The organism is Mesorhizobium sp. M0140 (genome assembly GCF_040322475.1).
Taxonomy (GTDB): Bacteria; Pseudomonadota; Alphaproteobacteria; order Rhizobiales; family Rhizobiaceae; genus Mesorhizobium.
Genome location: NZ_JAMYTM010000002.1, coordinates 1 through 21,562, shown reverse-complemented (window position 1 = coordinate 21,562; position 21,562 = coordinate 1). Strand labels below are relative to the sequence as shown.

General features: G+C 64.8%; 19 protein-coding genes and 1 pseudogene. 10 read left to right on the top strand and 10 right to left on the bottom strand.

Annotation, left to right across the window (positions count from 1 at the left end; genetic code table 11):
- Positions 1 to 43: 43 nt before the first annotated feature.
- Positions 44 to 403, bottom strand: a complete 360-nt coding sequence (locus NKJ37_RS02120) for a septal ring lytic transglycosylase RlpA family protein (protein WP_127297693.1) — start codon at positions 401 to 403, stop codon at positions 44 to 46.
- A gap of 309 nt (positions 404 to 712) precedes the next feature.
- Between NKJ37_RS02120 and NKJ37_RS02115 the strand changes: the two genes are divergently transcribed.
- Positions 713 to 889: a hypothetical protein gene (locus tag NKJ37_RS02115; protein ID WP_352772407.1), complete on the top strand. Its 177-nt coding sequence runs from the start codon at positions 713 to 715 to the stop codon at positions 887 to 889.
- Between the two features lie 206 nt (positions 890 to 1,095).
- Here the strand turns inward: NKJ37_RS02115 and NKJ37_RS02110 are convergent, their stop codons facing one another.
- The 9 genes and pseudogenes from NKJ37_RS02110 to tauA all read right to left on the bottom strand — a co-directional run bounded on the left by NKJ37_RS02110 (position 1,096) and on the right by tauA (position 8,627).
- Positions 1,096 to 1,887, bottom strand: a complete 792-nt coding sequence (locus NKJ37_RS02110; protein WP_352772405.1) for an ATP-binding cassette domain-containing protein — start codon at positions 1,885 to 1,887, stop codon at positions 1,096 to 1,098.
- A gap of 10 nt (positions 1,888 to 1,897) precedes the next feature.
- The gene (locus NKJ37_RS02105; RefSeq protein WP_352772402.1) at positions 1,898 to 2,674 is read right to left on the bottom strand and encodes an ABC transporter permease subunit; all 777 of its coding nucleotides are present in this window, start codon (positions 2,672 to 2,674) and stop codon (positions 1,898 to 1,900) included.
- Positions 2,671 to 3,834, bottom strand: a complete 1,164-nt coding sequence (ssuD, locus tag NKJ37_RS02100; RefSeq protein WP_352678036.1) for an FMNH2-dependent alkanesulfonate monooxygenase — start codon at positions 3,832 to 3,834, stop codon at positions 2,671 to 2,673. Before ssuD ends, NKJ37_RS02105 begins: the two co-directional genes overlap by 4 nt.
- Before the next feature lie 91 nt (positions 3,835 to 3,925).
- A complete protein-coding gene (locus NKJ37_RS02095; protein WP_023813434.1) occupies positions 3,926 to 4,897 on the bottom strand; it encodes a sulfonate ABC transporter substrate-binding protein in 972 nt (323 codons plus the stop codon).
- 260 nt (positions 4,898 to 5,157) lie between these two features.
- Positions 5,158 to 5,442: pseudogene (locus NKJ37_RS02090) on the bottom strand (GIY-YIG nuclease family protein); the annotation flags it as partial.
- A 183-nt stretch (positions 5,443 to 5,625) separates the two neighbouring features.
- Positions 5,626 to 5,811, bottom strand: a complete 186-nt coding sequence (locus tag NKJ37_RS02085) for a hypothetical protein (RefSeq protein ID WP_031213663.1) — start codon at positions 5,809 to 5,811, stop codon at positions 5,626 to 5,628.
- A 29-nt stretch (positions 5,812 to 5,840) separates the two neighbouring features.
- Positions 5,841 to 6,701 (bottom strand): ABC transporter permease subunit, encoded by an 861-nt coding sequence (locus NKJ37_RS02080; RefSeq protein ID WP_352772399.1) that lies wholly within the window; start codon positions 6,699 to 6,701, stop codon positions 5,841 to 5,843.
- Complete coding sequence (locus NKJ37_RS02075) at positions 6,698 to 7,489, bottom strand: taurine ABC transporter ATP-binding protein (RefSeq protein ID WP_352723028.1); 792 nt, start codon at positions 7,487 to 7,489, stop codon at positions 6,698 to 6,700. Before NKJ37_RS02075 ends, NKJ37_RS02080 begins: the two co-directional genes overlap by 4 nt.
- 124 nt (positions 7,490 to 7,613) lie before the next feature.
- Complete coding sequence (gene tauA, locus NKJ37_RS02070) at positions 7,614 to 8,627, bottom strand: taurine ABC transporter substrate-binding protein (protein ID WP_352723027.1); 1,014 nt, start codon at positions 8,625 to 8,627, stop codon at positions 7,614 to 7,616.
- Between the two features lie 910 nt (positions 8,628 to 9,537).
- On the opposite strand from tauA, the gene NKJ37_RS02065 reads away from it, so the two are divergent.
- The 9 genes from NKJ37_RS02065 to NKJ37_RS02025 all read left to right on the top strand — a co-directional run bounded on the left by NKJ37_RS02065 (position 9,538) and on the right by NKJ37_RS02025 (position 21,284).
- Positions 9,538 to 10,041, top strand: coding sequence for an RrF2 family transcriptional regulator (locus NKJ37_RS02065; protein ID WP_023813440.1), 504 nt, complete (start codon positions 9,538 to 9,540; stop codon positions 10,039 to 10,041).
- Positions 10,042 to 10,072: 31 nt separating this feature from the next.
- Positions 10,073 to 11,407 (top strand): FAD/NAD(P)-binding protein, encoded by a 1,335-nt coding sequence (locus NKJ37_RS02060; RefSeq protein WP_023813441.1) that lies wholly within the window; start codon positions 10,073 to 10,075, stop codon positions 11,405 to 11,407.
- Positions 11,408 to 11,767: 360 nt separating this feature from the next.
- Positions 11,768 to 13,189 carry a pyridoxal-phosphate dependent enzyme gene (locus tag NKJ37_RS02055; protein WP_023813442.1) on the top strand — a complete coding sequence of 474 codons (1,422 nt, stop codon included), beginning with the start codon at positions 11,768 to 11,770 and terminating at the stop codon, positions 13,187 to 13,189.
- The gene (locus tag NKJ37_RS02050) at positions 13,186 to 14,382 is read left to right on the top strand and encodes a trans-sulfuration enzyme family protein (RefSeq protein WP_352772394.1); all 1,197 of its coding nucleotides are present in this window, start codon (positions 13,186 to 13,188) and stop codon (positions 14,380 to 14,382) included. The genes NKJ37_RS02055 and NKJ37_RS02050 overlap by 4 nt, the downstream gene beginning before the upstream one ends.
- Before the next feature lie 296 nt (positions 14,383 to 14,678).
- On the top strand, positions 14,679 to 15,650 hold the full coding sequence (locus NKJ37_RS02045; protein ID WP_128305626.1) for a GlxA family transcriptional regulator: 972 nt from the start codon (positions 14,679 to 14,681) through the stop codon (positions 15,648 to 15,650).
- 305 nt (positions 15,651 to 15,955) lie between these two features.
- Positions 15,956 to 17,260: a M24 family metallopeptidase gene (locus NKJ37_RS02040; RefSeq protein WP_111544005.1), complete on the top strand. Its 1,305-nt coding sequence runs from the start codon at positions 15,956 to 15,958 to the stop codon at positions 17,258 to 17,260.
- A gap of 259 nt (positions 17,261 to 17,519) precedes the next feature.
- Complete coding sequence (locus NKJ37_RS02035; RefSeq protein WP_128305628.1) at positions 17,520 to 18,200, top strand: isochorismatase family protein; 681 nt, start codon at positions 17,520 to 17,522, stop codon at positions 18,198 to 18,200.
- A gap of 11 nt (positions 18,201 to 18,211) precedes the next feature.
- On the top strand, positions 18,212 to 19,159 hold the full coding sequence (locus tag NKJ37_RS02030) for an alpha/beta hydrolase (RefSeq protein ID WP_352772389.1): 948 nt from the start codon (positions 18,212 to 18,214) through the stop codon (positions 19,157 to 19,159).
- 484 nt (positions 19,160 to 19,643) lie between these two features.
- The gene (locus NKJ37_RS02025; protein WP_352772387.1) at positions 19,644 to 21,284 is read left to right on the top strand and encodes an ABC transporter substrate-binding protein; all 1,641 of its coding nucleotides are present in this window, start codon (positions 19,644 to 19,646) and stop codon (positions 21,282 to 21,284) included.
- The last annotated feature ends 278 nt before the right edge of the window (positions 21,285 to 21,562 follow it).

Sequence of the window (21,562 nt, the reverse complement as noted above, 5' to 3'; positions counted from 1 at the left end):
GTGTAGGCAATGTGTCCGGCCCTCTTGCCGGACACAGGAAGCTCTAGACGCGCGCCATGCACACGGACGTGTGGCCGGAGCCGATGAAGCCGAGCTGGCCGGCCGCACCTTTCGACAGGTCGAGCACGCGCCCCTTGATGAACGGACCGCGATCGTTGATGCGCACGACGACGCTGCGGCCGTTGTTCTTGTTGGTCACTCGGAGCTTGGTGCCGAAAGGCAAGGTGCGATGCGCAGCGGTCAGCGCCGAAGGGTTCATGCGCTCGCCCGATGCGGTCTTGGAGTGCAGGGCATACCACGAGGCGCGACCGCACTGGCTGGCCGCGGTCGCCGAAGAAGCGCCGACCATCAGGCCAGCAGCGATCGTTACCGCGACAAGCGCGGTCTGTTTTGGGTTCTTCATATTTGGGGGATGGCTCCGTTTTTGACAGACCCCAGCCGTTAGGTGCCAAATAAGGCGCGAAATGCGGCAGTCATCTGGCGGTTCCGTGGCAATGGCACACGTTTGGAGTCGCTGAGTAACAGTCTGTCAGGGATTTTCCGCCGCGCGATGATCAATCAATGATGATCTTTGTCCTGCTGCCAGGCATCCGTTTGACAAGATCGAACATTAATATCCAAGTAGAGTCCGGCACGGACGGGCCACTTCCTTCGGCTCTTTTATCGCGGCCCCGATGCTGCAGCCAATCGACTTCAAAAGGGAGATCCTGCAATGAGGCTGACGAAAAATCTGCTGGCGTTGATTGTGCTTGCCGTCGGCGCGCTGTGGTCGCTGCAAGGCATCGGCGTGGTCGGCGGCAGCTTCATGACCGGCCAGTCGCAATGGCTCTATATCGGTGTCGTCACCATGCTGGTCGGGCTGGCGGGATTGGTCTGGGCGAACCGGTAGGGGGTGAGCTTCGAAGAAAGGTCGACCCCCACTCCGTCGAGCTTCGCTCGCCACCTCTCCCCCGATCGACGGGGGAGAGGAAAGGCGCGAGCTTGCCGACCCAAGCCCCTTTCCTCGCCCCCACGGGAGTGGGGAGAGCGTGGCGCTGCGGAGCAGCGACGGAGTGGGGGAAGCCGCTCACCAATTGCGCCGCCGCCCCCGACAGCCTACCCGAACAGCCGATCCAGTATCTTGCCCTCAAGCCGGGCCAGCTCCACCGACCCGCGCCGCCGTGGCCGTTCGGCGGGCACATCCAGATCAAGCGCGATCCGGCCTTCGCTGATCACCACGACCCGGTCGGCCAGCGCGACCGCTTCGGCGACATCATGCGTGACCAGCACGGCCGTGAACTTCTGCGCGATCCAGATGCGTTCCAGAAGCTGCTGCATCTCGATGCGGGTCAGGGCGTCGAGTGCGCCGAGCGGCTCGTCGAGAGCCAGGATCTGCGGGTGGCCGACCAGCGCGCGGGCCAGCGCCACGCGCTGCTTCTGACCTCCGGACAGCACCGAAGGCCATTCGTCGGCCCGATCGGCAAGCCCGACCTCGCCGAGAATGTCGAGCGCGCGTTGCCTTGCCTCCGCGCCGGAAGCAATCCCGGTCAGCCCGACCTCGACGTTTTTCACCACGCTGGCCCAGGGCAGGAGCCGTGGCTCCTGGAACATGAAGCGCGTGCGGCTGTGTCCTTCCTCTGCCACGCCGAATGTCAGCGATCCCGATGTCGGCCGGTCGAGCCCGGCCAGAAGCCGCAAAAGCGTGCTCTTGCCGCAGCCGCTCTTGCCGATGACGGCAAGGAACTGCCCGGCCGGCACGTCCAGGTCGATGCCGTCGAGCACGGTCTTGTCGCCGAAGCGCTTGCCGGCTTGCCTGAAGGCAAAGGCCCGCTGCCCTTCGACGGAGCCGATCGGCCGCACCGGCGTGGCGACGAAGGAACGGGCTGCGGTCAGGCTGGCGGCGGTCATGGGCAATCTCTCATCCGTTCTGGAAGGCCGGATGCCAGCCGAGCGACAGCCGCTCGAGCAGGCGGGCGAGGCTGTCGGCGAGCTTGCCGAGCAGCGCGTAGATCAGGATCGACAGCACGACGACGTCGATCAGCAGGAATTCGCGCGCCTGCATGGCCATGTAGCCGAGGCCGGAGCTGGCCGAGATGGTTTCGGCGACGATCAGCGTCAGCCACATGATGCCCAGGGCATAGCGCAGGCCGACGAAGATCGCCGGCAGCGCGCCGGGCAGGATGACGCGGAAGAACAGGGCGCGCCGGTCCATGCCGTAGACGCGGCCCATCTCGACCAGCTGCGGGTCGACGCTCTGGATGCCGAGCAGCGTGTTGACGTAGATCGGAAAGAACACGCCAAGCGCCACCAGGAACAGTTTGGCTTCCTCGTCGATGCCGAACCACAGGATGACCAGCGGGATCAGCGCCAGGTGCGGGATGTTGCGGATCATCTGCAGCGTCGTGTCGGTCAGGCCGCGGCTGAGCGTAGACAGCCCGTTGGCAAGGCCAAGCGCAAAGCCGATCGAGCCGCCGACGGCAAAGCCGGCAAGGGCGCGCGCGGTCGAGACCCCGATGTTGCGGATCAGTTCGCCTGACAGCGTCAGCCGCCAGAAGGCTTCGGCGACCGCGCTCGGCGCCGGCAGCACGTTGGCGGGCATGACGCCCGCGCGGCTGGCAATCTCCCAGCCGGCAATCACCAGCGCCGGGAGCAGCCAGCCGATGCCATTGCTGCGCAGGCGCGTGGAAAAGCTCATGACGAAGCCTGCAGGCGGTTGGCGCCATGGAAGCCGACCGAGAATTCGTTGGCGATGTTCTCATGCGCCCGCTGCCGCCTGGTGCCGAGCCCGAGCTTTGGAAACAGAAGCTCGGCGACGCGGTAGGCCTCCTCGAGATGCGGATAGCCCGAGCCGATGATGGTATCGATGCCGATCGCCTGGTATTCCCGGATGCGCTCGGTGATCTGTTCCGGCGTGCCGACCAGCGCCGTGCCGGCGCCGCCGCGCACCAGCCCGACACCGGCCCACAGATTGGGCGAGACGACCAGCCTGTCACGGCGTCCGCCATGCAATTGCGCCATACGGCGCTGGCCGACTGAATCCATCTGGTTGAGGAAGCGCGCCTGCGCGTTTTCGATCTGCGCGTCGGTGACATGGCTGATCAGCCGGTCGGCGGCGCGCCACGCTTCGTCCTCGGTCTCGCGGACGATGAAATGCAGCCTGATGCCGAAACGTAGTTTTCTGCCGCGCCGTGCCGCTTTTGCGCGCGCCGCGGCCAGCTTCTCGGCAACCTGCGCCGGCGGCTCGCCCCAGGTCAGATACATGTCGACGAGGTCGGCGGCGAGGTCCTGGCCTGCGTCCGACGACCCGCCGAAATAGAGCGGCGGCCGCTCCTGGTGCGGCAGAAGGTCGAGGCGGCCACTCTCGACGCGGTAATATTTGCCGTCGAAATTGACCCGCTCGCCCGACACCAGGCCGCGCCAGATGGTCAGGAACTCATGCGCCTGGGCATAGCGCTCGTCATGCGGCAGGAAGACGCCGTCGCCGGCGAGCTCGGTCGGATTGCCGCCGACCACGACATTGAGCAGCAGGCGGCCATTGCTCAAGCGATCGAGGGCGGCGGTCTGGCGCGCGGCGAAAGTCGGCAGCGTGACGCCCGGCCGCAGCGCAACGAGAAACTTCAGCTTTTCGGTCAGCGTCGCGAGACCTGTCGCGGTGATCCAGGAATCCTCGCAGTTCTGACCCGTGGGCAGCAGCACGCCGGGAAAGCCGAGCCGGTCGACCGCTTGCGCGATCTCCTTGAAGTAACCGAATTCAGGCGGCCGCTGCTGCTCCTCGGAGCCGAGATAGGAGCCATCGCCATGCGTCGGGATGAACCAGAAGAAATCGAGCGGTGCGGTGCTGGCAGGCGCGGTCATGTCTGGCACAGTCACGGGCGGATCTCCTGGAGATATGGGTGCAAACGCAAAGGGCGCCGGGCGTTCTCACCCGGCGCCGTCAGGGGACAAGTTAGTTGCCGGGTGCTGTCCACACCGCGTCGGAGATGCGGACCGCTTTCGGGATCAGCCCGAGCTTATAGAAGCGGTCGGCGGTGGCCTGCTGGCCGGCGATGATCTCGTCGGTGATCGGAAAGATGCCGAACTTGGTGCGGTTGGCGGCGATGATCTGCGCGTCGAGCGGCACACCGGTCACCTCATGCAGCGCCGCGGCCACCTCGTCGCGGTTCTGGTCGGCCCATTTCGCCGCCTCGCCAAGGGCCGATATCGTCGTGGTGATGGTTTCGGGGTGCGCCTTGGCGAAATCCTTGTTGGCGAGGAAGTAGGTGTTGACCTTGAGCACCTCGCTGGAGCGAGCCAGCACACGCGGCTGGTAGCGGGTTTCGGCGATGGCGAAGAACGGATCCCAAACGCTCCAGGCATCGATCTGGTCGCTGGCGAAGGCTGCGGCTGCATCCGCCGGGCTGAGATAGACCGGCGTGATCTGGTCGAACGGAATACCGGCCTTTTCCAGTGCGGCGACAAGCAGATTATGCGCGCTGGTGCCCTTGCCGACACCGACGCGCTTGCCCTTGAGATCGGCGACCGACTGAATCGGCGACGCCGGCTTGACGAAGATCGCCTCGCCGTCGCCATTCGACGGCAGTGCCGCCGCATAGACGATGTTGGCGCCGGCCGACTGGCCGAAGATCGGCGGTGCGTCGCCGGTCCAGCCGACATCGATGGCGCCGACATTGAGCGCCTCGACCAGCGGCGGCCCGGCGGTGAACTCGACCCATTTGACCGTCACGCCCTTGTCTTCAAGTGCCTTTTCGATCACCTGCTGCTGCCTGGCGATCACCGGCAGGCCGGTCTTCTGATAGCCGATGCTGAGCTGCTTCAGCTCCTGCGCTGTGGCGCCGGATGACAGGACAACCGTAGCCGCCAGCAGGCCGATGCCGAAAACACGTCTCGTCAGATTGAAAGGCTTGGTCAGATTGAACATTGATCCCTCTCCTTCGCTGCGGATCGGCGCCGGGAAATGGCCTCGCCGGTTGGAAGATGGATCAGGCTAGGTAGTTCTATAAATTTAGTAGAGGAATAATTTTGCGAGATGGACTTGAAGAGCGGATTTGTTTTCTGCAGGCAGCCCCAGCTTTCGTCATTCTAGGGCGAAGCAAGGAGCGAAGCGACGCGGCGCAGACCCTAGGATCCATGCCGTGACGGTGATGCTATGCTCCGGCGGTGCAAGGAACCGAGCGCCGACCAGCCGGTTCCACGAAAGAGCTCGAACCACTCCGGATTGGCCCTCTCGATCAGCTCGATCTTCCATTGTCGTGGCCAGCGCTTCAGTGATTTCTCACGTTGGATGGCGTCGGGAATGTCGAAATACTCTTCGTACCAGACAAGGCGTTGCACGCCGTAGCGACTGGTAAAGCCTGGGCCTTGGCCGGACTTGTGCTCGGGTACGCGGCGGCCGAGGTCGTTGGTGACACCGATGTAGATCGTACCGCGCTTCTGACTCGCGGTCATGTAGGCATAGCCGGTCATGGTTGAAGGGTAGCCCGCGTGAGTTGGCGTGCAAAGCGACATTTCTGATCCGCCGCATTCTACGACCACCGTCACGGCATGGATCCTAGGGTCTGCGCCGCGTCGCTTCGCTCCTTGCTTCGCCCTAGGATGACGAAGCTTAAGTTAAGCCGTCTTCGTGACACAAGTCGTGCCCCGCCCCCTTCACTGCGACCAATACTGCCAAGCCCAGTAAAAACTCTCGTCGCGTGGCGGCAGGCGGTCGCGCTCGGCGTCCCAGCGGACCGGCGTTGGCGATTTCAGTTGCTGTTCAAGCGGCTGGCTTTCCCTGGTCCAGGCGAGAAGCCAGTTACCGGCTTGGGCGAACAGCACGGCGGTGGAATGGGTCATCGTCATTCTCCTGCTCCTCTGGGCTTCGATCATTCGCGTCCCGCCCACGGGACGAGCACGCGCTCGATCCTGCGGATGGTGAATTCGAGCACGAAGGCGATGGCCGCGATCACCAATATGCCCATCACCACCACGTCGGTGACGAGGAACTGGGCGGCCGACTGGATCATGAAGCCAAGCCCGCGTGTCGCCGCCACCAGTTCGGCGGCGACCAGCGTCGACCAGCCGGCGCCGAGCGCGATGCGCAGTCCGGTCAGGATCGACGGCAGCGCGCTGGGCAGAATGACGTGGCGGACCACTTGTGCTGGCGTCGCACCCAGTGAGCGCGCCGCATTGATGCGCTCCTGCGAGACGCCGCGAACGCCGGACGCGGTCGACAGCGCCACCGGCGCCAGCATGGCAATGGCGATCACCAGGATCTTCGACGGCTCGCCGATGCCGAACCAGATGATGACCAGCGGCAGGTAGGCGAGCGGCGGGATCGGCCGCAGGAATTCCAGCAGCGGATCGAAGATGCCGCGCCCGATCGTGCTGATGCCGATGGCGAGCCCAACCGGCACGCCGATGAGGATGGCGGCGACCAGCCCGGCGAAAACCCGGCCCAGGCTGGCGACCGCATGCTGCAGCAGCGTCGCATCGACGAAGCCATCACGGGCGACGGTGATGAACTTGTTCCACACGGCGGCAGGCGATGGCAGAAACACTGGCGACACCAGTTGCAGGCGGGCCGACAGCGCCCACAGCGCCAGCACCACCAGGATGGTGACAGCGCTGACCGCGCGGGCCGAAACGCCTTTGCGCTTGGGGCTGGGACGCGACCATGGCACCGACAGGCCGTCGGCCTCGTCGATCTTGTGTCCCGGTCGCTCCGTGTAGGAAGTAACGGTCATGCCGCTTCTCCTTCGAAGATCGCATCGGTCAAGTCCGCGCGGGCTTCGGAAAAAATCGGATCGGCCTTGATCGTGCGAATGGCTTCGCCAGACGCGTAGCGTCGGGAAAAACCGGGCTCGAAGCTCCGCACCACGCGGCCCGGACCGGGCGCCAGCACGACGATGCGGGTGGCCAGCACCAGCGCCTCCTCGATGCCATGCGTCACCATCAGCACGCCGACCTCGCTTGCCGTCCACAGATCGAGCAGCGTCGTCTGCATGCGTTCGCGCGTCAGCGCATCGAGCGCGCCGAGCGGTTCGTCGAGCAGCAGGAATTCGGGTTCGGCGGCGAGCGCCCGGGCCAGGCCGACGCGCTGGCGCATGCCGCCGGAAAGCTCCCAGATGCGCTTGTCGCCGGCGTCGGTGAGCTTCACCAGCGCCAGCAACTCATCGGCGCGCTGGGCCCGCTCGGCTGGCCTGACACCGCGCAGCCTGAGCGCGAAGGCAACGTTTTCGCGCGCCGTCAGCCATGGGAACAAAGCATCGTTCTGGAACACCACCGCCCGGTCCGAGCCCGGCGCGGTGATCGGCTTGCCGTCGATGGAAGCCGTACCTCGCGCCGGCGCGACAAGGCCGGCGGCGACGTTGAGCAGCGAGGTCTTGCCGCAACCGGAACGGCCGACCAGCACGACGAAATCGCCCTTGGCAACATCGATCGACACCCGTTCGACGGCAGGCTCCGCCTGGCCGTCATAGTGGATCGAGACCTTGTCCAGCACGAGATGGGGGTCGAGCACGAGATGCGCCATGGATGCCTCGCAGATTTGAAGGAAAAACGCCTGTCCCGGAACCACTCCTCGTCAGCGGTTCCGGGGCAGGCAGCACGCGGCGTCAGGGAAGGAGATCCGCGCGCGTTCGTTTGGCGTCAGGCGTTCAGTTCGAGGCAAGCGCCTCGGTGACGTATTTCGACGACACGTATTTGGAATAATCGGGAAGCACGGCGTCGATCTTGCCTTGCTCCTTGAGGAAGGCGGATGTCGCTTCCACCGCCTTGACCGTGCCGCCGCCGAGGAACTTGTCCGAAGCCTGCTCTTCGAGCGTCGGGAAGACATAGCCCTTGAGCAGCTGCGGCACCTCTTCCAGCTTGGCGCCGGTGATCTTGGCGATCGCGGCCGCCTGTGGCGACGACACCGACCAGGCGTCGGGCTTGGCGAGGAACTCGGCATAGGCGGTGCCCGTCACCTTGACGAAGTCGCGCACTGCCTCAGGGTTCTTTTCGGCGAAGTCGGTGCGCACGATCCAGGCGTCGAAGGTCGGCGCGCCCCAGGCGGCGACCTGCGAGGAATCCAGCACCACCTTGCCGGTCGTCTTGATCTGGCCGAGCGCCGGATCCCAGACATAGGCCGCGTCGATATCGCCGCGGGAAAAGGCCGCCGCGATCTCGGGTGGCCTGAGATTGAGGATCTCGACCGACTTCGGATCGACGCCCTCATGCTTCAGTGCGGCGAGCAGGCTGTAATGCGTCGTCGAGACGAAGGGCACGGCGACCTTCTTGCCGGCGAGGTCGGCGACCCCAGCGATGCCGGCGCCGTTGCGGGCAACCAGCGCTTCGGATTCGCCGATCAGGCCGACGATGAAGATGGTCTGGATCGGCAGCTCGCGGCTCGCCGCCGCCGCCAGCGGGCTCGAGCCGACATAGCCGATATCGACCGAACCGGAAGCGACCGCGGCGATGACATCGGCGCCGGAATCGAATTTGCGCCAGTCGATGGTGGCCTTCGTCGCCTTTTCATAGGCGCCGTCGGCCTGCGGCACTTTCGAGGGTTCGACCACTGTCTGGTAGCCGATGGTGATCTTGAGGTCGTCGGCAAGGGCAGGGCCGAGGAAGGCGGCGCCGGCTAGTGCGGCGGACGAGAGAAGAACAATGCGTCGCGAAATCGTGGACATGAAGGGCTCCTGAAAAGAGAGAATTGGAATGCCCCATGATAGTCAGCTAATTCTATCACTCTTGTAGAGTTAAATCCTTCCAACCAAGGCGAGCTTGTTAGAAAAAAGCTGTCGATGGTGGGGTGGCGAGGCGGATAGGGCGGCTGCAAGCGATCTCCTGGCTTGATCCAAGCCGTGACGTTGGGGGCTCGGCTACTGTCCGAAGTCTTCCGATGTCGGCGGGACAGCACCGCCTCTGGCCTGCCGGCCATCTCCCCCGCAAGGAGGGAGATCGCTGTCATCCCGGCTTTCGCCAATCGCCATCGTTGCAGGTGTTGAACCTACGGTGGATCTGCCAATCTCCCCCCTTGCGGGGGAGATGCCCGGCAGGGCAGAGGGGGGTGCTGTCCTGCCAGCGTCCGGCAAGGTTCTGCACGCACCAACGCTCGAAGGAATGGCATGACCTCGATCGCGAACGAGAATTCCTAGTCTTGCCCCTGTCAGGCAAATCCATACCCAAAAAAGCCATGGATTCGAAAACACCTTCCACAGTGCTCCAGCATAAGTATAGTATTCTTATCGACATGAGAGAGTTGGAGTCGGCGATGAGCGGCCACCACATCACCATGATCGCTCGCGGCATGGATCGGCTTTCGCCGTCGCGTCAGTCGATGCCGACCACATCCGGCCCTGGAGGACCATTTTGCCATCCCACTGCTCTCAAAGGGCATTTTTGTGCTTTCGAGGGCACAAGGTCGGGCTAAAATGGCCACAGCGGGCTTGAAAACGAAGCAAAATCAACAGTTCTCGGCTTGTACATCATGTCACTAGAATTTATGTGTCATGCGGGCTTGGACGCGGCGGCAACGCACGCCAGGCGTTTTGCAACCGATGGTTCCACGCCGTCGCATGACAGAGAAATTTTGATCTCATGCTCACGAAAAAGGGCAAGTACGGCCTCAAGGCGCTCGTCCATCTCGCGCAATTGCCGGCCGGGCAGCTTGCCTTCGTCAACGACATCGCCACCGGCAACAACATCCCGAAGAAATTTCTCGACGCCATCCTGGGCGAGTTGCGCAATGCCGGCTTCGTCCAGAGCCGCAAGGGCAAGGATGGCGGCTATCGCCTGGCGCGCCCCGCCGACGAGATCAAGGTCGGCCATGTCGTGCGCGTCCTCGACGGTCCGCTGGCGCCGATCCCCTGCGCCAGCCGCACCCAGTACCAGCGCTGTGAAGATTGCAACGAGGCGACATGCCAAGTCCGACATCTGATGCTCGAGGTCCGGCAGGCGATCGCCGAGGTGCTCGATCAGCGCAGCCTCGCGGAAATGCGCGACATCGTCCTCGACGACCTATCGGTCGCGAAGGGCATCGACGATCTGCCGGTTGCGAGGGACATCGGCGATCTGCCGGTCGCGGTGAAGGTCCAGGCCTGACACTGGCGCTGCGCAGAGCGAAGGCATGCCTATGACCGGGCGTGCCAACTCCATGATCATTGTCGGCGGCGGCGCCAGCGGCGTCGTGCTGGCCGCGCATCTCCTGAAGTCGCCCAATCCCGACCTGCGCGTCACGCTGATCGAAAGGCGCCCGCATTTCGGCCAGGGCATCGCTTATTCGACGCTGCTCTCGGCGCATGTCTTGAATGTCAGCGCCGCCGGCATGAGCGCCTATGCCGACGATCCCGGCAATTTCTGGCGCTGGCTGCAGGAGCGCGGCCTGGCAACGGCCGAGCAGGCGCCCTTCTATGCGCCGCGCAGCATCTATGCCCGTTACCTCGGCGAATTGCTCGACGAGCTGCAGGCGCGCGAAAAGCAGACCGGGCGGCTTCGGCTGATCCGCGAGGAAAGCCTCTCGATCACGCCCACCGCATCCGGTGTCGAAGTGGCGCTGGCCAACGGCACCAGCGTCGTTGCGCATCTCGCCGTGCTGGCCACCGGCCACGACGAGGAGCCGGCGCAAGGCCATGCCGTCAGGATGGGGTCGGAAGCCGACACAGCACTTCCCCCCGACGCCGGCGTCATGGTGCTGGGCACCGGCCTCAGCATGGTCGATGCCTTCCTGGCGCTCGAGCAGCGCGGCCATCGCGGCGACATCATAGCTGTGTCGCGGCGCGGCCTGTTGCCCTCGCCGCATCGCAAGGGCAATCCGATCAAGCTCGACGTCGCCGACATTCCGCTCGGCACGCAGCTCTCCTATTTCGTCGGCTGGTTCCGCGACCTGATCAAGGAAAACCAGAAGGCCGGCATCGACTGGCGCGACGTCGTCGACGGCCTGCGGCCGTTCAACCAGAAGATCTGGCAGAACTGGCCGGCTTCCGCCAAGCGCCGCTTCGTCGAGCACACCAAGGCCTGGTGGGACATCCACCGCCATCGCATGGCGCCCGAGGTCTACGCCCGCGTCACCGAAGCCGTGCGGTCCGGCCGCATCCGCCTGGTCGCCGGCCGCGTCGTCGACATCGCGCGCAACGGCGAATTCACCGTCCAGGTCCAGTCGCGCCACACGCAGCGCCTCGAGACCTTCGAGGTCGCCCGCATCTATGATTGCTCTGGTATCGTCAGGGACATCTCGACCTCGTCGAACAGCGTCGTGCGCTCGCTGGTCGACCGCGGCCTGGCACGGCCGGATCCGCTGCGCATCGGCCTCGATGTATCGGCCAAATGCGAGATCATCGCCGGCGACGGAACCGTCTCGGCCAAGATCCTCGCCGTCGGCCCGCTGACGCGCGGCACCTTCTTCGAGATCGACGCCATTCCGGATATCCGCGTGCAGTGTGCGAGGCTGAGCAAGCAGTTGTTGGGGTGAAGCAGAACCTTTGATGCCGGCGGGACAGCACCCCCCTCTGTCCTGCCGGACATCTCCCCCGCAAGGGGGGAGATTGGCAGCTTCACTTTTGGCACGTTCTCTTCAGCGTTGAAGATTGGCGAAACCGGCGGCGACATCCGATCTCCCCCCTTGCGGGGGAGATGGCCGGCAGGCCAGAGGGGGGTGTGACGGAGTGCTGCGGTAGCGTTTTGTTTGAGACCACAGCCACAACCCGGAATTTCATTCCACATCTGGCCGGTTGATTGGCACGATCTATCTTCTTTCCAACTGCAAAGGGCTGGAAAAGAGGCTACGCTGCCGCTCTGCCTCGAGGCGGTCGCTTGGTCATGGAGCATCGATATGAGCGAGCACGAGATCGCCGCAGCCGACGAATTGTCCCGCCTGCGTCCGCCCTACAAATCCGTCCTCGACCTGATCGGCCAGACGCCGGTGGTCGAGCTGACCAAATTCGACACCGGCAAGTGCCGGCTGTTCATCAAGCTCGAAAGCCAGAACCCCGGCGGCTCGATCAAGGACCGCATCGCACTGTCGATGATCGCCGCGGCTGAAAAGCAGGGCAAGCTCAGGCGTGGCGGCACCATTGTCGAGGCGACCGCCGGCAATACCGGCCTCGGCCTCGCCCAGGTCGGCATCCCCAAGGGCTACCGCATCGTGTTGGTCGTGCCCGACAAGATGTCGCGCGAAAAGATCCAGCATCTGCGCGCGCTCGGCGCCGAAGTGCGCATGACGCGGTCCGATGTCGGCAAGGGCCATGCCGAATATTACCAGGACATGGCCGAGAAGATCGCAGCGGAAACGCCCGGCGCCTTCTATGCCAACCAGTTCGCCAACCCGGCCAATCCGCTGGCGCATGAAACCACCACCGGCCCGGAGATCTTTTCGCAGCTCGACGGTGACGTCGATGCCGTGGTCGTCGGCGTCGGCTCCGGCGGCACGCTGACCGGGCTTGGCCGTTACTTCGCCAAGGTGTCGTCGAAGACCGAAATGGTGCTGGCCGATCCGGTCGGCTCGGTGCTGGCGCCGCTGATCAAGACCGGCAAGATGGAAGAGGCCGGCAGCTGGACGGTGGAAGGCATCGGCGAGGATTTCGTGCCGCCCAATGCCGACCTGTCGCTGGTCAAGAAGGCCTATTCCATCCCCGACAAGCAGAGCATGCTGGCGGTCCGCGACCTCTTGTCCAAGGAAGGCATCCTCGCCGGCTCGTCCTCAGGCACGCTTTTGTCCGCCGCGCTGCGCTATTGCCGCGAGCAGACGGTGCCGAAACGCGTCGTCACCTTCGTCTGCGACAGCGGCAACAAGTATCTGTCGAAAGTGTTCGACGATTTCTGGCTGGCCGAGCAAGGCCTTGCCGAGCACGAGCAGCATGGCGATCTGCGCGATCTGGTGATGCGCTCGCACCGCACCGGCGACACCGTCTATGTCGGCCCGGACGAAAGCCTGCTCAACGCCTATGGCCGCATGCGCCGTTCCGATGTCTCGCAGCTGCCGGTGCTCGACAATGGCAAGCTCGTCGGCATCGTCGACGAAAGCGACATCCTGGCCAAGGTCGACGGCCCCTATGACGGCCGCTGGGAGCGCTTCAACGGCCCGGTGCGCACGGCCATGACCTCCAATCTGCACACGCTGCAGGCCAGCCAGACGCTGGATGCGCTGCTGCCGGTCTTCGACCGCAACGAGGTCGCCATCATCTTCGACGGCGAAGAGTTCGTCGGCCTGATAACCCGCATAGACCTGATCAACCATTTGAGGCGCGCACGATGACCAGCAATATTCCGCCAGCCGGCCCATCTTCAGCCGGCAAGAACCGTCTGGCTTTCTCGACGCGCACCATCCATGGCGGCCAGAGCCACGACCCGCTGACCGGCGCGGTGATGGTGCCGATCTACGCCACCTCGACCTTTGCCCAGCAGTCTCCCGGCGTGCACAAGGGCTTTGAATATGCCCGCAGCCAGAACCCGACGCGCTTTGCCTTCGAGCGCGCCGTGGCTGATCTCGAAAGCGGCTCGGCCGCCTTTGCCTTCGCGTCCGGCCTGGCGGCGATCGCCACCGTGCTGGAACTGCTCGATTCCGGCGCCCACATCGTCGCCACCGACGACATTTATGGCGGCTCGTTCCGGCTGATGGAGCGGGTGCGCAAACGCTCGGCCAACCTGCAGGTCTCGTTCGTCGACTTCACCGACCTCGCTGCCGTCGAGGCGGCGATCCGGCCCGAGACGAAAATGCTGTGGGTCGAGACGCCAACCAACCCGCTGCTGCGCATCGTCGACCTCGAAGGCGTCGCCGCACTCGCCAGGCGCAAGGGGATTCTGACGGTCGCCGACAACACCTTCTGCAGCCCCTATATTCAGCGGCCGCTGGAACTCGGCATCGACATCGTGGTGCATTCGACGACCAAATATCTCAACGGCCATTCCGACATGGTCGGCGGCGTCGCCGTGGTCGGCGACAACAAGGAGCTCGCCGCCCAGCTGAAATTCTTGCAGAACGCCATCGGCGCCATTTCAGGCCCGTTCGACAGTTTTCTCGCCCTGCGCGGCCTCAAGACGCTGGCGCTCAGGATGGAGCGTCATTCCGCCAATGGCCTCAAGATCGCGCAATGGCTGGAAGCGCGCCGCGACGTCCGCCGCGTCATCTATCCCGGCCTCGCCAGCCACCCGCAGCACGCCGTCGCCGTCCAGCAGATGCACGCCTTCGGCGGCATGATCACAGCCGTGCTCGACCGTGACCTTGCCGGCACCAAAAAGTTCCTCGAACGCACGCAACTGTTCACGCTCGCCGAAAGCCTCGGCGGGGTGGAAAGCCTGATCGAGCATCCGGCGCTGATGACGCATGGGTCCATTCCGGCCGAGAAGCGGGCCGAGATCGGCATATCGGATTCGCTGGTAAGATTGTCGGCGGGGATCGAGGATGGCGACGATCTGATCGCGGATCTGGATCAGGCGCTGGGGGGATAGGCAGCGATCCTTCACACCCCCCTCTGTCCTGCCGGACATCTCCCCCTCTAGTGGGGAGATCAGATGTCACTTCCGCTTTCGCTAATCTCGAACGTTGCAAGACGAGCGGCGCCATCGAAGCTGCCAATCTCCCTCCTTGCGGGGGAGATGGCCGGCAGGCCAGAGGGGGGTGCTGTCCCGCCGACGTCGGACCGATCTCTTCGCCGCGACAACGGTCAACGGCAAACCGCGCTTCGCGCATCGTTCAGCCAAGCCCCGTTGACCCCGAACCCCATCTGCCCGAAGTGTAGCGCCCCATGGCTACACACGCCCCACCCAAACCCACCGACACCCCGCTCACCTTCGCGGTGCTGGTGTTTCCCGGCTTTCCGATGATGGCGTTCAGCTCGGTCATCGAGCCGCTGCGTGCCGCCAATGTCCTGGCGAAAAGAGAATGCTATCGCTGGATCATCGTCGGCGGCACGAAAGGCGCGGTCGAGGCGTCGAATGGCGTCGTCATCCAGCCGGGTTTTTACGCCGAGGATGCCCCGAAGGTCGATCGCATCGTCGTCTGCTCGGGCGGCGATGCCGATCATCTCGTCGCCGAGGACGCGGCACACTGGATCCGCAAGAGCCTGCGCAACGGTGCCCATATCGGCGCGGTGGCCGATGCGGCGTTCTTCCTCGCCCGCGCCGGCCTGCTCGACGGCCATGCCTGCACCTTGCACTGGACCAGCCAGGCCGCCTTCACCGAGGCCTTCCCCAACATTGAGCTCAGGCGCGACCTCTATGTCATCGACCGCAAGCGCTTCACCTCGGCCGGCGGCGTCGGCAGCCTCGACATGATGCTGGAGATCATCACCCGCGATTACGGCGCCGAGCTCGCCGCCGGCGTCGCCGAATGGTTCGTGCACAGCCAGCTGCGCTCCAGCATCGACCGCAAGATGATGCCGCTGCGGCTGCGCACCGGCGTCCAGAACGAACTGGTGCTGTCGGCCATCGCCATCATGGAGGACGCGGTCGAGGAGCGGCTCGGCATGGCCGAGCTGACCGCGAAGCTCGGCGTCTCCTCCGACAAGCTCGAACGCTCCTTCCGCTCCGAACTCGCCATCTCGCCCAATGGCTATTACCGGCGGCTCCGGCTGAAGCGTGCCGCCGACCTTTTGGCGCATTCGACGCTCGCCGTGCGCGACGTGGCGCTCGCCTGCGGCTTCGCCTCGATGTCGAGCTTTGCCCGGGCGTTTCGCGAGGAGCACGGGCATCCGCCGAGATTGGCGAGGAGGCATTAGTTTGTCGATGTTGGCGGGACAGCACCCCCCTCTGTCCTGCCGGACATCTCCCCCGCAAGGGGGGAGATCAGCGGCTTTGGCCTCCCGCGCTTTCTTCAACGTTGAAAATTGGCGAAAGCGCTCGTGACAGCCAATCTCCCTCCTTGCGGGGGAGATGGCCGGCAGGCCAGAGGGGGGTGCTGTCCCGCCAGCGTTCCGCATTAGGCTCCAGCGGCATCCCGCACAACACCTGCGGTTTTCAGCACAATCCCTCCGCCCCTCTTGCGCCATGCTCAACCCTCGCAACCCAGCCAAGGCCGACCCCAATGAGCATCGTCGTATTCGACCCCGACAGCACCGAGGACGTGGACTTCAAGGACCGCATGCGCCACCCCGCGGCGGCCGATCCGGCGGGCGGTATGTGGCTGTCGGACACCGAGCCGTCCTTCATCGATGCCGATGCGCTGCGCAAGGGCCGGCTGGCGAAACTGCGCGGCTGGATGCGTGAGGCCGGCTATGGCGGCGTCGTGTTGTTCGACCCCTATAACCAGCGCTACGCCACCGGCTCGCGCAACATGTTCGGCTATTTCCTGCGCAACTCGACCCGCTATTTCTTTATCCCGACCGTTGGGCCGATCGTGCTGTTCGAATACCCGCAGAGCTATCATGTCTCCATGGTGCTCGACACGATTGACGAGGCGCGTCCTTCCAAGCTCGTCTGGTCGTCGGTGTCGGGCCGCGACGACGAAACCGCCGGTCCCTTCGCCGACGAGATCGCCGAGCTTCTGAAGCAGCATGGCGGCGGCTCGATGAAGCTCGGCCTCGACCGCTGCAGCCATCTGCAGGCGCTGGCGCTGGAAAAGCGCGGCTGCGAGGTTCGCGATTGCCAGGGCGAGATCCTGGCGGTGCGCGCCGTGAAGACGCCCGAGGAAGTCAAATGCCTGCAGGTGTCGATGGCCGGCGCCGAGGCCGCCGTCTATGCGGTGCGCGAGGCGATCAAGCCCGGCGTTTCCGAAAACGACCTGTTCGCCATCATGTATGGCGAGGTCATCCGCCAGGGCGGCGAGTTCATCGAGACCCGGCTGCTCACCTCCGGCCAGCGCACCAACCCCTGGTTCAACGAGGCCAGCGGCCGCAAGATCCGCCCCGGCGAACTGCTGGCGCTCGATACCGACACCATCGGCTGCTACGGCTATTATTCGGATTTCTCGCGCACCTTCCGCTGCGGACCGGGCAAGCCGACCCCCTACCAGAAGTCGCTCTACCGCATGGCGCACGACCAGGTTCAGCACAACATCGGGGTCGTCAAACCCGGCATGGCGTTCCGCGAGATTGCCGAGAAGGCGTGGAAAATCCCCGACCGTTTCGTCGACCAGCGCTACACCTCGGTCATGCACGGCGTCGGCATGCATGGCGAAACGCCGTTCATTGCGCACGCCATGGATTACGAGACCTATGGCCGCGACGGCCATATCGTGCCAGGCATGGTGGTGAGCGTCGAAAGCTATATCGGCGAGAAAGGCGGCCGCGAGGGCGTCAAGCTGGAGGACGAGATCCTGATCACCGACACCGGCACCGAACTCCTGTCGCGCTTTCCCTATGAGGATGAGTTTCTGGAGAAGCAGGTTTGATACGCGCAACTAACGCTCACAACAAGCGCCTCATTCCGTCGCACCCCCCTCTGTCCTGCCGGACATCTCCCCCGCAAGGGGGGAGATTGGCAGCGTCGCCTGGAGCGCTTTTTCCTGCAACTCTGACGATTGGCGAGGGCATTCGCGACGGCCGATCTCCCCCCTTGCGGGGGAGATGCCCGGCAGGGCAGAGGGGGGTGCTGTCCCACCGGCACAGGCAAGAGTCTTGGACTGCTCCGCCCGTGGATAATGAAGCCGCATGAAAACCCCCATCGCCATCAAGCGCGGCACGGTGGCCGCGATCTTCATCGACCTGCAGGAAGAGCACCGGCAGGACAAGCGCTACCTGGTCGACGGCTTTGCCGGCATCCTCGCCAACGTCCAGCGCCTGCAGGCGGCGGCGCGGCAGCACCATGTGCCGCTCTACCACTGGGCCTACATCGTCGATCTCGACAAGCAGGACCGGCCGTTTCATCCGGTCGGTGAGGACGGCAAGTCGGCCTTTTCCGACAAGAGCGATCCGCTGACCGAGATCTGCCATGAGGTGGCGCCGGCCATGGGCGAGGCGCTGCTGGTCAAGGCCGAGGCCAGCGCCTTCCGCACCGGGCCGGCGGCGCGCGACATCAAATCCGCCGGCATCGAATGGTTGGTCGTATCAGGCGTCTGGACCGAGGCCTGTATCGACGCCTCGGTGAAAGACGCGGTGGCAAAGGGCTTTCGCGTGCTGCTGGTCAAGGATGCCTGTGGCAGCGGCAGTGCCGCCATGCACCAGACCGGCATCCTCAACCTCGCCAACCGGCTCTATGGTGGCGCCGTCACCGATACCGACGGCGCCTGCCGGCTGCTGGCCGGCGAGACCGTCACCGCCTGGCAGGTCGAAGGCTCGGTGCCGCTGCGCTTCTCCTTCGACAACGCGGCCGCGCTCTACGCCGATCTATGACTGTCGAAAGCATGACTCGGGGCAAATACGAAACCCGGCTCGCCCCCGAACTCTGGGCCTATATCGACGTGGTCAACACCTGGTATCCGCCTGAGATCATCGGCCTGCCGATCGACAGGCAGCGCGAAGTCTATGACCGGATGAGCCGCGCCTTCCATCAGGGCCGCCCGCCCGGCGTCACGGCCAGCGACAGCCTGATCGCCGCCGCCGGCCGCGACATCCCCATCCGCCGTTACCGGTTTGCCGGCAAGGCCGCCCAGGCGATGGTGATCTACTACCACGGCGGCGGCTTCATCCTCGGCGGGCTCGAAAGCCATGACGACATCTGCGCCGAGCTCTGCGCCGGCACCGGCTTCGACGTGCTGTCGGTCGACTACCGGCTGGCGCCGGAGCATCTTCATCCCGCCGCCTTCGACGATGCGGTGGCCGCCTTCGAATGGGCGGCAGTGTCATCAGATCTGCCGCTGGTGCTGTGCGGCGAAAGCGCGGGCGGCAACCTCGCCGCCGCGGTGGCGCAGGCGACGCGCCGCCATATCAGAGCTGCGGTCGGCCAGGTGCTGATCTACCCCGAGCTCGGCGGCGACGAGCGCGCCGGCTCCTATATCGAGCACGCCGAGGCGCCGCTGCTGTCGGTGGCCGACATCGCCTTCTACCGCGACGTCCGTTCGGCCAGGCGGCAATCACCTGACGATCCGACCTTCTCGCCGCTGCGCGACACCGATTTCTCCGGCCTGCCGCCGACGGTGATCGTCACGGCGCAATGCGACCCGCTGTCGTCGGATGGCGAGGCTTATCGCGACCGTATTGCGGCCGCCGGCGGCAAGGCGTGGTGGCACGAGGAGCCGAGGCTGGTGCACAGCTTCCTGCGCGCCCGGACAACGGTGCCGGCGGCGGCGGAGGCGTTTGCGCGGATTGTTGCGGCGGTTGGTGCGTTGGGTAAGGGCGAGTGGCCGTATTGAGTGGCTGAGGAAGGAAGGCGCCGGCGGTGGGGCGCCAATCTCCCCCCTTGCGGGGGAGATGTCCGGCAGGACAGAGGGAGGTGCTGTCCCGCTGACCTTTCAGCTAATCAGCTAAGTCCAGCCGCGCTCTCAGGCCGATTTTAAATGATCTGGGGATCGAAGGTCGGCGATCCTTCACACCCCCCTCTGTCCTGCCGGACATCTCCCCCGCAAGGGGGGAGATTGGCTGTCACGTCACCCTTCGCCAATTTTCGAAGGGGGAGGCCCTCGCTTGGCACCCTGCGGAACCCCGCACAATCACTGCGGATTCCCGAACACTTCCCGGCGTCACCCCGCTCTATCATTCCCCTCAGGCAATGGCGTCCCGGCGGTCGCGTCCGCCCCCGCGTCTGTCGATCGGCCGGGGCGATTTTTCTGTGCATGCTGTTGTCCCAAAACCGCTGGGCACTTTTGGGCGGCATGCATCAACAACAGGGGAACGACGATGAAATTCATGCTGACCGACCGCAAATTGCACCCGCAAGCCAAGCCCGTCGCCGACGATTTCAGGACCGGCGGCATCAACCGTCGCGAATATCTCGCTTTGATGGCCGGCCTCGGCGTCAGCGCCGCCGGCGCGCTGGCGCTGGGCGGGCTGAGCACCACCCCTGCCCGCGCGGCGGAACCGAAGAAGGGCGGCGTCTTGCGCGTCGCCATGAACGTCAAGGGCTTCAAGGACCCGCGCACCTTCGACGGCGTGGAGATGTCGAATGTCGCCCGCCACTGCAACGAATATCTGGTGCGCTGGAACACCGACTTCTCCTTCGAGCCCTGGCTGCTCGAAAGTTGGGAGGCGAGCGACGACGCCAGGACCCTCACCCTGCATGTGCGCAAGGGCATTTCCTGGTCGAATGGCGATGCCTTCAACGCCGACGATGTCATTCACAACCTCACCCGCTGGTGCGACGCCTCGGTGCCCGGCAATTCGGTCGCAGCGCGCATGGGCGCGCTGGTCAATGCCGACACCAAGAAGGTCGTCGACGGCGGCATCGAAAAGGTCGACGACTTCACCATCAAGCTCAACCTGCCGAAACCCGACATTTCGCTGATCGCCGGCATGGCCGATTATCCCGCGCTGATCATGCACCGCTCCTATGAGGGCGACGGCGACCCGCTGAAGGCGCTGGCCATCACCACCGGCCCCTGCGAGCTGGTCAGCTGGGATGCCGAGACAGGCGCCGAGGTGAAGCGCAAGGATAAGCCATGGTGGAAGGGCGAATTCCACCTCGACGGCATCAAATGGGTCGACTACGGCTCCGACCCCAACGCCATGCTGTCGGCCTTCGAATCCGGCGAGATCGACACCGACCACGAGACCGCCTCCGATGCCGTCTCGCAGACCGAGCAGATGGGGCTGATGAATTCCGAGATCGCCACCGGCTCGACCATCGTCGCCCGCTTCAATGTCGCCAATGCGCCCTATGACGACGTCAAGGTGCGCCGCGCCGCCCAGCTCGCCGTCGACAATTCCGCCGTGCTGACGCTCGGCCTCGGCGGCCGCGGCAAGCCCGCCGACAACCACCATGTCGGCCCCATGCATCCCGAATATGCCGATATCGGCCCGGCCAGGCGCGACGTCGACCAGTCGAAGAAGCTGCTCGCCGAAGCCGGTAAGGCCGACCACGAATTCGAGCTCATCTCCGTCGATGTCGAATGGCAAAAGAGCACCGGCGATGCCATCGGCGCGCAGATGCGCGAGGCCGGCCTCAAGATCAAGCGCACCGTGCTGCCGGCCGCCACCTTCTGGAACGACTGGAGCAAATACCCCTTCTCCTGCACCGAATGGCTCGGCCGCCCGCTCGGCGTCCAGGTGCTGGCGTTGGCGTATAAATCGGGCGCCGCCTGGAACGAGAGCGCCTACGCCAATCCGGAGTTCGACACGCTGCTCGACAAGGCGCTGGCGACGCCCGACGCCAAGGCCCGCAAGGAGATCATGGGCAAGATCGAGCAGAATTTGCGCGACTCAGGCATCATCATCCAACCCTACTGGCGCTCGGTCTACCGGACGTACCGCAAAGGCGTCGAAGGTTGCGAACAGCACCAGGCGCTCGAGCAGCATTTTGAGAAGGTTTGGATTGAGAGTTGAGGCTTTCCATCCTTGGGTTCCTCGCCCCCACGGGAGTGGGGGAGAGGTGGGCCGGCGAAGCCGGGACGGAGCGGGGGACGCCCTTCGCGAAACCAAAACCGTATCAAGAATGAGAGCTGGCTGACACGACAGCAACCCTTGAGAAACTACCTCCCAACGCCGCGCTGGCCCCTCTCCGTCCCGGCTTCGCCGGGCCACCTTGTATCTACACGAGAGAGATTTCGTGGGATTAGAGCGATTGAGCCAAGGTCCGGGCGGCCGCCCGGACCTTGGCTTGG